Origin of the sequence: Phenylobacterium sp. (assembly GCF_044372605.1) — a bacterium.
Lineage (GTDB): Bacteria > Pseudomonadota > Alphaproteobacteria > Caulobacterales > Caulobacteraceae > Phenylobacterium.
This window is the reverse complement of record NZ_JBILRO010000216.1, coordinates 1-6011: the sequence shown is the minus strand read 5'-3', so window position 1 is coordinate 6011 and position 6011 is coordinate 1. Positions and strand designations below refer to the sequence as shown.

General features: G+C 65.5%; 9 protein-coding genes. 7 read left to right on the top strand and 2 right to left on the bottom strand.

Going from position 1 to position 6011, the window contains the following annotated elements; translation table 11 throughout:
• Positions 1-286, bottom strand: a 286-nt coding sequence (locus ACIQ42_RS14880; RefSeq protein WP_397423038.1) for a GntR family transcriptional regulator, incomplete at its 3' end; no start/stop codon positions are given.
• Between the two features lie 135 nt (positions 287-421).
• Between ACIQ42_RS14880 and ACIQ42_RS14875 the strand changes: the two genes are divergently transcribed.
• Genes ACIQ42_RS14875 through ACIQ42_RS14855 form a run of 5 tightly spaced genes read left to right on the top strand, consistent with a single transcriptional unit; the run spans position 422 to position 2594 of the window.
• A complete protein-coding gene (locus ACIQ42_RS14875; protein ID WP_397423037.1) occupies positions 422-937 on the top strand; it encodes a nuclear transport factor 2 family protein in 516 nt (171 codons plus the stop codon).
• A 4-nt stretch (positions 938-941) separates the two neighbouring features.
• Positions 942-1331, top strand: coding sequence for a hypothetical protein (locus tag ACIQ42_RS14870; RefSeq protein WP_397423036.1), 390 nt, complete (start codon positions 942-944; stop codon positions 1329-1331).
• Positions 1322-1696, top strand: coding sequence for a hypothetical protein (locus ACIQ42_RS14865; RefSeq protein ID WP_397423035.1), 375 nt, complete (start codon positions 1322-1324; stop codon positions 1694-1696). Before ACIQ42_RS14870 ends, ACIQ42_RS14865 begins: the two co-directional genes overlap by 10 nt.
• A complete protein-coding gene (locus ACIQ42_RS14860) occupies positions 1663-2064 on the top strand; it encodes a DUF4345 family protein (RefSeq protein WP_397423034.1) in 402 nt (133 codons plus the stop codon). Before ACIQ42_RS14865 ends, ACIQ42_RS14860 begins: the two co-directional genes overlap by 34 nt.
• Positions 2061-2594: a GNAT family N-acetyltransferase gene (locus ACIQ42_RS14855; protein WP_397423033.1), complete on the top strand. Its 534-nt coding sequence runs from the start codon at positions 2061-2063 to the stop codon at positions 2592-2594. The genes ACIQ42_RS14860 and ACIQ42_RS14855 overlap by 4 nt, the downstream gene beginning before the upstream one ends.
• Positions 2595-2647: 53 nt before the next feature.
• Here ACIQ42_RS14855 and ACIQ42_RS14850 read toward each other — a convergent pair whose 3' ends face one another.
• Positions 2648-4864, bottom strand: a complete 2217-nt coding sequence (locus ACIQ42_RS14850; protein ID WP_397423032.1) for an arylsulfatase — start codon at positions 4862-4864, stop codon at positions 2648-2650.
• Positions 4865-5010: 146 nt separating this feature from the next.
• Between ACIQ42_RS14850 and ACIQ42_RS14845 the strand changes: the two genes are divergently transcribed.
• Together ACIQ42_RS14845 and ACIQ42_RS14840 are read left to right on the top strand one after the other, a co-directional pair.
• Positions 5011-5805: an enoyl-CoA hydratase/isomerase family protein gene (locus ACIQ42_RS14845; RefSeq protein WP_397423031.1), complete on the top strand. Its 795-nt coding sequence runs from the start codon at positions 5011-5013 to the stop codon at positions 5803-5805.
• A gap of 34 nt (positions 5806-5839) precedes the next feature.
• Positions 5840-6011 (top strand): enoyl-CoA hydratase-related protein (locus ACIQ42_RS14840; protein WP_397423039.1); only part of this gene is annotated, 172 nt, incomplete at its 3' end.

Below are 6011 nucleotides of genomic sequence, written 5' to 3'. Positions count from 1 at the left end.
CGAAGAGGTCGCGAAGGGCGCCCAGGCTCACCGGGGCGACAATGTAGCCGTGCCGCGCCACCGGTTCGACCAGCCCCAGGTCAGCCAGCCGGATCAGCGCAGCGCGCGCGGCCGCGCGGCCCAGGCCCAACCGTTCCGAAAGCTGGCCCTCGGAGAACCGAAGGCCGGGCGCCATCCGGCACAGAATGATCTCCTGCTTGATAAGCTCGAAGGCCTGGTCGCTTTGTCGCAGGCCAGGCGGCGGCGTGAGGCGCGACATGCTGCCTGCGTCGGGGAGATCACTCACGCTTGAAGGTATCCGTATTGGCCAGGGCATCAGCATAGACCAGGTCCCGGAAGGCGCAATGTTTCTATAAAATGTTATTGACATGTTACGAGAAGAAGGTGCTTTACTCCCGTGAAACTTGATTGGAGGCAGGGCATGGGACCAGTGCGGACGTTGGTGGTGGCGATGAGCGTGGCCCTCCTGGCGCAGACTTCTGAAGTACGCGCACAGCCCTCGAAGGCGCCCTCGCTGGAACAGGCCGTTCAGGCCTACTCTGCAGCGTGGGACAGCCGCGACCCCGCCCGGATCGCGGCGCTGCACACGGACGACTCCACGTTCCAGCTGTTCGTGCAAGGCGCTCAGCAAGCCCGCGGACGCGTGGATATCGAGGCGCAATTCCGTCGGATCCTGGCCGACAATCCCGGCTACCGCTCAACCGTGCGCGCCGTCAGCTTCGCCGCTGACGCCGTGACCATCGAGTACGACATCCACATGCACCCGCCGGCGCCGTTCACGTTTGGCGACGCCCGGTACGAACCCAATGGGAAGGCTTACGCCTTGCCTGCGATCGATGTGATCGCGTTTCAGAATGGTCTGGTTCTCCGCAAGGTGACCTACCTCGACAGCGGTGTTATTCGCGCCAACAGCCGCGCGATCACCACGGTTCGATAGCCCAATGCGCATGCTTTTGCTGGTAATTGCGATTGCATGGATGGTTGCGGGCGTTTCGATTTTCGTCAATCCGACCGGGTTCCATGACCATATTCCGGGCCTGAAAATGATGGGGCCCTACAATGAGCATTTCATCCGCGATGTCGGCCTCGCCTTTCTTGCCAGCGGTGGTGCGACGGCCTGGGGCGCCTATCGCGGGAGGCCCGGCGTCGTGATCGCCGGCCTTGCGTGGCCGCTGCTGCATGCGGGCTTTCACCTGCAGGTCTGGGCCCATCGAGGTTTTCCCCTTGACCATATCTTCGCCTTCGACGTTTTGGCCGTGATTGTTCCACCCGGGCTGGCGTTGCTTGCAATTCTGCGATTGCAAAAGATCAGGAGCCTGGAATGGCGCTAGTCGAACGTATCTGCTGGGCGCTGCTTGGCCTGGTTCATCTGATGCCGGCGCTGGCGTTGTTTCAGCCCGCGCTGATTTCGCGGATGTATGGCGCGTCGCCCGGGTCATCGATGTTCCTGCTGCTGCATCATCGTGCGGCCCTGTTTCTTGTGGTCCTTGTGATCTGCTTCTGGGCGATGGCTCGACCGGAGGTGCGGCAAATGGCTACGGTCGCCGTCGCCATCAGCATGGTCTCGTTCATCGTGCTGTGGCGCGGGGCTGGTTCGCCTCCTGAGTTGCGAATGATCGCCATCGTGGATCTTGTGGCCCTTTTGCCGCTTGGATATGTCGCATGGGCGGCCTTCCGACCCGGGACAAGCTCATGATCGCAACCGTGGGCGTCTGTCTTGCGGCTTTGTTCTATGCCGTGCTGGGCCTTGTCGCGCTGGCGAGACCCGAGAGACTGCTGGCCGACTTCGGCATCGTCGTCGGCGGGCGTGACGGCCGCAACGAGATACGCGCTGTCTATGGCGGTTTTCCGCTCACGGTGGCGGGACTGCTGTTGCTGGCCCAATTCGGCAGTGCAGGGCCGCGGGAAGGCATATTGCTGTCACTGGCGGTTGCCTCGCTGGGCATGGCCGCAGGACGTATCATCTCGGCGGTCATGGACGGCGGCATCGGCCGCTTTCCTGCGATCTTTATCGGTATTGAGATCCTTCTCTCGCTTGGCATCGCCTCAGGGCTGTTGAAATGAGCCCGACATTCGAATTTCAACCGGTGCTCAAGGGTGATCTCGTCACCATGCGTCCCTATTCGGACCGGGATTGGGACGAACTCCTTTCGGTCGCCTCCGACCCCCTGATCTGGGAGCAGCACCCGATCCACAAGACCTGGTCCGAGGGTGTGTTCCGACTATCGATCGAGGATGCGCTCAGCGAACACGGAAGCCTTGTTGCAACCGAAACCGCCACAGGCCGCATCATTGGTCACTCACGGTATTCGACCCGCTATGTTCAGTCCGGAGAGCTTGAGATCGGCTGGTCGTTCCTGGCGCGCCGATACTGGGGCGGTCCCTGGAACCGCGACATGAAGCGGCTCATGATCGCCCATGCGCTGGCGGACTGGCCTGTCGTCGTCTTTCGGATAGGCGAGCACAATTTGCGCTCACGCCTGGCCCTTGAACGACTCGGCGGTCGGCTTCTTGAACGGGACTACGAGGTTCGCTTTCAGGGCCAGAGCTTGCGACATGTGCTCTACGCAATTGATCAGCCTCTCGCGCCCTGAGCCGGGCGAAGACGATCAGTATCGAGTGTCGGAAGTAACGCCGGAGATGCGCGTTACCCTCTCCCCAGCACCCGCCGCCCAAGCCCCATGATCGCGATCAGCACCGCCTCGATCACCATTGGCGGGATCAGGGTCGCGCCGCCGTCGGTGGTGACCAGGTTGAACACCCGTCCGGCCAGCGCCAGGGCTAGGAGCAGCAGGACCGGGGTCAGCCAGCGGGCCTCGTTGCGGATGGCGGCGGTGAGCGACAGGATCGCCGCCGCGCCGAAGAAGGCGGCCATGTCGGCGCGGATCGTACCCAGACCCACGGGGCCGTCGGCGGTGAGGCCCATGGTGGCGGCGATTTCGGCGGGGGCCAGCCAGAAGCGGCTGGCGATCAGCAGGCTGAGGACGCCGGCGAATCCGACCAGTCCTCGCACGACGCCCTGGCCCACCCGGATCGGTGCGCGGCCCAGCCGTCGACGGCGGGCCTGGGCCAGGACCACGGCGAGGGTGACGACGCCCGCCACCGCCGCCAGTCCGAGGCCGGCGGGCAGGACCAGCGCCTTGACGAGGCCGGGGCCACTGGCCCTGGCCACCTGTCTGTCAGGGGCGTAGCCCTTGGGGACCTCGGCCACGCCGACACGGGCGGCATAGGCCTCGTAGTCGGCCTTCATGGCGGCGAACTGTTCCGGCATGGCGGCCGACAGGTCGCGGGTCTCGCCGGGGTCGCGCACGATGTCGTAGAGGCGCCAGTCGGGTGAGCCGAGCGCGCCGGCGTTCTTTGTCAACTTCAGGTCGCCCTTGAAGACAGCGATGTCGCCGGCGGCCTCCATGGAGACAGGCGTGGCAGGATCATAAACGGCGGTCGCCGCGCCGCTCAAAAGGGGCCTGAGCGTTCGCCCCACGATCGGGGCGGCAGGCGCCGGCGCCGGCGCGACGCCGGCGTAGTCCAGCAGGGTCGGCGTCACGTCGGTGATGAAGGAGAAGGCGCGCGCGGTGGCGGGCTGCACGCCGGGCCCGGAAATGATCAGCGGCACCCGCATGCCGCCCTCGGAGGCATAGAACTTGAAGAGGGCGCCTGGTGCTGCCGCGGCGCTGGCCCAGCCGGGGCCGATGGCCGAGAAGGCGCCGCGACTGCCCAGCCGGTCCAGCGCCGAGGAATAACCCACTGCGTTCAGCCACAGGCGGAACAGGGGCTGGGCGGCGGGGTCTGCGGCTTCGGGACCGTTGTCGGAGAGGATCACGAACAGGGTGTTGTCGTACTGCCCAGTCTGTTTGAGGTGGGCGACCAGTCGTCCGAAGTGGGCATCCATGGCCTCAAGCATGCCGGCGTTGACGGCCATGTGGCGGGCGGCCATCTGCTGTTCTTTTGGCGAGAGCTTGTTCCAGGCTTTCACGTTGGACGGCGGAGGCCCCATAGGCGTGCCGGGCGCGATCAGGCCGGTGCGCACGGCGCCGTCGTAGCGTCGCTGGCGCTGGACGTCCCAGCCATGGGCGTAGGCGTTTTTGTACTTGTCGACATAGGCCTGCGGGGCCTGGGTGGGGATGTGGATGGCCAGGAACGGCAGGTAGGCGAAGAAGGGTTTGCCGTCCTTGGGCGCTGTGTCGATGTTGCGGATCAGCCGGTCGACGAGGAACTTCGAGGAATAGAAATCCTTGGGCAGGTCGGCCGGCTTGCCGTCCTCGAACCAGTCGGCGGTCCTGTAGAGCGGCAGATAGGGCCGCTTCTGGTAGTTGTCGCCGCCGGTGGCGTCGAGCGCGAAGGAGCGGTCGAACCCCCGGGCGTTGGGCAGGTCGCCGGGACCATGGCCCAGGTGCCACTTGCCGGCCATCCAGGTGTGGTAGCCCGCACCCTGTAGCAGGGTGGCGACCGTGGTGACGTTCTTCGCGAGGCGGCCTCGATAGGCGGCGACACCACGATGTTCGTCGGGTGTGCTCTCGGGCAGGTTGGCGATGCCGGCGGTGTGGCTGTCGACGCCGGTGAGCAGCATGGCGCGGGAGGGCGCGCACATGGGCGAGGCGTGGAAGTTGGAGAACCGGGCCCCGCGCGCCGCCAGGGCGTCAATGTTGGGTGTGGCGATCTCGCTGCCATAGGCGCCGAGGTCGGTGTAGCCGCCGTCGTCGATGACCACGAGGACGATGTTGGGGGCGTTCGGCGCTGTTTTGGTGAGGCCCGGCGCCGGCGCACTCAGGGCCAGGGCGAGCGCGATGGACGAGGCCAGCGCTGCGGAGGGACGCTTGCGAAGGTCGGACAGGATGCGGGCAAGGCGGGCGTTCTGAAACAGCATTTCTCTTCTTACCTCCGTCGCGGCGACCCTTGTCAAACTGACGCTTGGGCAGGCGCCGTTGCGCAGGCCCTTCTGTCAGGGCGTACTCCTGCGCTATGAGAGACGTCAGGATCGCGAGGAACGACGATCCGGGAGGAATTCCGCCGATGACTGACCTCGTTAAGGTGTCCGACGTGGGCCATGTGCGCACGATCACGCTCAATCGCCCGGACAAGAAGAACGCGCTCAGCACCGAGCTGGCCTGGGCCGTGATCGGCGCAGTCGACGAGGCGGCTGGCATCGACAATGTGCGGGTGATCGCCATCACCGGCAGCGGCGACAGCTTCTGCGCCGGGCTCGATCTGTCGGGGGGCGAGCGCTACTCGCCGCTGACCCCGCAAAGTTCCCAGCTGGACGATATCGGCTGGGTGGGCCAGTTCCTGCTGTCGATCCGCAAGCGCTGCGACAAGCCGGTGGTCGGCGGGATCAATGGCGTGGCGGTGGGCGCGGGTCTTGGCCTGGCCATGGCGACCGACGTTCGACTGGTGGCGCGCAGCGCGCGGCTGATGGCGGGCTACACCCGGATCGGCGGCTCGCCGGACGCCGGCCTGACCATCACCCTGCCGCAGGCCATGGGCTATGAGAAGGCCATGCGCTTCATGATGGAGAACCGCACGGCGCTCGGAGAAGAAGCTGTTGCTCTTGGCATGGCCGGCGAGGTCGTCGACGACGACAAGTTCCACGATCGGCTGCAGGCCTATTGCCAACAGCTGTGCGAGTGGTCGCCGATCACCCTGCGTCTGCTGAAGCGCGGCATGGTGAAGTCGATGGAGAGCACCGACATGGAGCAACAGCTGCGCTATGAGGTCGCCAACATCCGCATCGCCTTCTCCAGCGACGACGCCAAGGAGGCCCGCACGGCCTTCTTCGAGAAGCGCAAGCCGGTGTTCTCCGGCAAATAGAGACTTTCAAAACAGAATATGAATTGAGGACACCATGACCGATCACCTGCTCGAAACCCTCGACGATGGCGTCGCCACCCTGACGATGAACCGCCCCGATGCGCGCAATGCGCTGAGCGGGCCGATGATGGCGGCGTTGGCGGAGGCCGTGCCGCGGCTGGCAGCGGACCCGAAGGTGCGCGTGGTGGTGCTGACGGGCGCGGGCA

What these genes read in the sequence shown, in the direction of transcription:
- ACIQ42_RS14875 (WP_397423037.1), top strand. Translation starts at nt 422, where the DNA reads ATGGGACCAGTGCGGACGTTGGTGGTGGCGATGAGCGTGGCCCTCCTG.
- ACIQ42_RS14870 (WP_397423036.1), top strand. Translation starts at nt 942, where the DNA reads ATGCGCATGCTTTTGCTGGTAATTGCGATTGCATGGATGGTTGCGGGC.
- ACIQ42_RS14865 (WP_397423035.1), top strand. Translation starts at nt 1,322, where the DNA reads ATGGCGCTAGTCGAACGTATCTGCTGGGCGCTGCTTGGCCTGGTTCAT.
- ACIQ42_RS14860 (WP_397423034.1), top strand. Translation starts at nt 1,663, where the DNA reads ATGGGCGGCCTTCCGACCCGGGACAAGCTCATGATCGCAACCGTGGGC.
- ACIQ42_RS14855 (WP_397423033.1), top strand. Translation starts at nt 2,061, where the DNA reads ATGAGCCCGACATTCGAATTTCAACCGGTGCTCAAGGGTGATCTCGTC.
- ACIQ42_RS14850 (WP_397423032.1), bottom strand. Translation starts at nt 4,864, where the DNA reads ATGCTGTTTCAGAACGCCCGCCTTGCCCGCATCCTGTCCGACCTTCGC.
- ACIQ42_RS14845 (WP_397423031.1), top strand. Translation starts at nt 5,011, where the DNA reads ATGACTGACCTCGTTAAGGTGTCCGACGTGGGCCATGTGCGCACGATC.